Origin of the sequence: Edaphobacter sp. (assembly GCF_035532915.1) — a bacterium.
Classification (GTDB): domain Bacteria; phylum Acidobacteriota; class Terriglobia; order Terriglobales; family Acidobacteriaceae; genus Edaphobacter.
The window spans coordinates 1-2,800 of record NZ_DATKQC010000097.1 but is presented as its reverse complement, the minus strand read 5'-3'; the positions used below and the strand labels follow the sequence as shown (position 1 = coordinate 2,800).

3 protein-coding genes are annotated in these 2,800 nt (G+C 58.1%); 2 read left to right on the top strand and 1 reads right to left on the bottom strand.

All coding sequences use genetic code 11. The features are described 5' to 3' along the window. Both VMU57_RS05010 and VMU57_RS05005 read left to right on the top strand, forming a co-directional pair. Positions 1 to 366, top strand: a 366-nt coding sequence (locus VMU57_RS05010) for an SRPBCC domain-containing protein (protein WP_325381441.1), incomplete at its 5' end; no start/stop codon positions are given. Between the two features lie 1,147 nt (positions 367 to 1,513). Continuing rightward, entirely contained in the window at positions 1,514 to 1,708 is a 195-nt protein-coding gene (locus VMU57_RS05005) for a hypothetical protein (RefSeq protein WP_325381439.1), read from the top strand. A 432-nt stretch (positions 1,709 to 2,140) separates the two neighbouring features. Here the strand turns inward: VMU57_RS05005 and VMU57_RS05000 are convergent, their stop codons facing one another. Further along, complete coding sequence (locus VMU57_RS05000; RefSeq protein ID WP_414648606.1) at positions 2,141 to 2,659, bottom strand: IS1595 family transposase; 519 nt, start codon at positions 2,657 to 2,659, stop codon at positions 2,141 to 2,143. Positions 2,660 to 2,800: the final 141 nt, after the last annotated feature.

Genomic DNA, 2,800 nt, shown 5'->3' with positions numbered 1-2,800 from the left:
AAGGCCGCGGACACGTTCACAGTCCGTTGGGACGATACCTTCGTGGACTTTGCCGTCATTGAGCTCGTCCCCTCGAAGAGAATCGTCTGGCGGGTCACCGACTGCAACTTACCATTCGTCAAGGATAAAAAGGAGTGGAAGGATACCCAGGTGGTTTTTGATTTCTCGTCGGATCATCAGGCGACGACAGTGACGATGACGCATGCTGGACTGACGCCCGTGGTCGAGTGCTACAACGCATGTAGGAAAGGGTGGGATTTCTATATCCTGGAGAGCCTGCAGAATCTTCTCAGCGAGAACCGGGGCCTCCCTGACATGCAGGGACGCCGAGAAGGTGCAGAACAGGTCACTTCGAAATCACGATAAGCGCTGGCAAAAGTACCCCGTGGTGTATGTTCCACACTCGGGGTACGTGACAAGAACTGGGCTTCGGTCCCGCGATCTCTCGCCTGACGGCGATGAGCGCATTATCGTGGAGTGTCAAACCGCGCAGGATCAGCCAGGAAAAGTGCCTGGGCCTGTTGAGTCCAGGCTCTTGAACCACGTCACCACCTCGGCTGCGCTGCGATCAGACGGGAAGAGCGGGTAAAACGTGTGCTGGATGACCCCATCTCGAATCACGAGTGTGAGGCGCTTCGGCAGCTTCATTCCGGCAGTTTCGAACGTTGGCAATCGCATAGTTGATGCTAAGCAAAGGCGCTCGTCTGAGAGGAGCGGGAAAGGCAGATGCAGGCGTTCCGAGGCGTCCCGCTGATACTCCGTATCTTGCTTCGAAAGGCCAAGGAAGTGTGCAATCCTCAATATCCTCATTGGGGTAAAATGGTCGCAATTGAGAAGCTCTGAGGCGTACGGCCGCGGGTGCCGGGAATCAGGTCCCACCCGTCATGATTCGACACCCCAGGTCTTCCAGTGCGCGGATAGACATAAACCAATCCATCCCGCCAGCGTCAGACAAATCAACCGTACTTGCATAGGTTGCCAACAAAGGGATCGAGGCGATGGGTATGCCCGGCAGATGCCGAGCGGCTCCATCGTCCAACGGTTCAGGAATCGTCGACCATTCGGGTGCTTCGATGCTGTCTGCCGTCGCAATACGGCAACGGCAACAAGCTCACGACTCCGCTCAGGGCGATCCGCACCCGCCTCACGGCCTGCGCCCTCAGCTTCACGATCTGCAAATTCCCGTGGCCCTCACGTGCGGATCGAGGCTCTTCAAAAGCTATTCGAAATAACCACGGAAACCCTGACCACAAAACCGGGAGGGCAATCTGAAGGTGGAGATTCGCTGCGTGATCCGCGCCAGCCAGCAACTTGTGTACCAAGCGTTGACAAAGCCGTAAGAGCCGCGAAAATGGCTGAAGGCGACGGTCGATGGCCATTACTGCTGCAATTAGTGAGCCGCGCGAAGGGGAAGGTATTGCATCGAAAGGGAAATCGCTATGGATGAACCTCCGGGAGACACAGAGCGACTGGTGCTAGCGCACAGCGTCCACATCCCCGGATGTTCAGCGAGGTGGCGACCTTTACCTGGCATCTGCAGTGGGAATCCAACACTGATGCGCACTTCACCGTCCGGCTGCGTAATGTCGAAGAGGGTATGGAGATGCCGCCGACGCGTGTACGGATCGGGTCCGACGCAACGTGCACCGACAATAACAAGGAGTGGTCTAGCTTCTCGACCAGGCCGAAGGATTACTTTGGCAAGTAAACGTCAGCGGGCACAGCGTAGTCCTTCGGCCCAGCGCGGGTATGTGTCGGCCCTCCGCAGCTCGTTATCTGCATGGCCTGGCGCGCGTGGAGATAAAGCGGCCGAGCGTAGCTTCGTTTCGCTTGGGCAAGAAGGTCTTCACGTTCATGCGGCCCGAAGGCGTAGCAATGCGCGCTGCTATGTGACCGCAGCCTCGTGTCGCAACGCCATATTGCACGCTATTTCCTCTTCGAGTCCCGCAAACTATCCTCTCAGTTGATCTGCAACGCGAATGTGCCGCCGCGCCTTGTGCAAAACAGGTTGCCGCTGGTCAGAGCCGAAAGTGCGGCCGGTATCCCAACTCTGAGGGCCAATCCCTAGTGAAGCTAGGGGAGGCGGCTGGATAACCGGACGCCGCCGCCGAGATGGTTCATCATTTCTTTTTAGGCATATTTACTTGACGCCACCATGCCCAATAGGTTGTGGTTTGATCAGATCGGCAAAAGGCGCGGGTGCGATCTGCACGGCCTGTTGCGCCAGACGATAGAAGAGCTTACCGCGGGAGCGCGAATTGCGGCGATTGAAACGAAAGGTGAATTCGTCGAGATAAGCATCCAGATGGTCGTGTCCCACCGCTCCCTGATGCGTACCCAAGAGCCATCGCTTCAGCAGAGAAATCACCCGGTGAGCGCGTGGCAGCAGATGCTCTCCCTCCGCCTGGCGGCGCTGGATCTGGCGATCATGGACATATCCAGTCATCTCCAGGTATGCGTTCAGGCCGTCGGTGCGTACCGTGCTTCCCGGCTCGACGGCTTGGGCGATGAACCCGTGCAGGGTAGCGCGGTTCGCGTCCGGGATGTGACGCAACCGGATGCGGCCAATGCCCTTGCCATCCTCCTCGGCAGCCACAATAATCAGAGCTTTCTGCTCCGCCCCTCGTCCGGTGACGCCGGCGCCGGTTCGCGATTGCAAGTGAGTTGCCCTCAGTTCTACCGGGCCATGGCCGCCAGTTCCCCGCTCTCAATCAACTTAACCCCTGCTTGGGCAAATTCGGCCTCAATCCTGGCAACAGAACCGTTCAGATCGATGGCGCGGCAGGCATCGCGGACGATG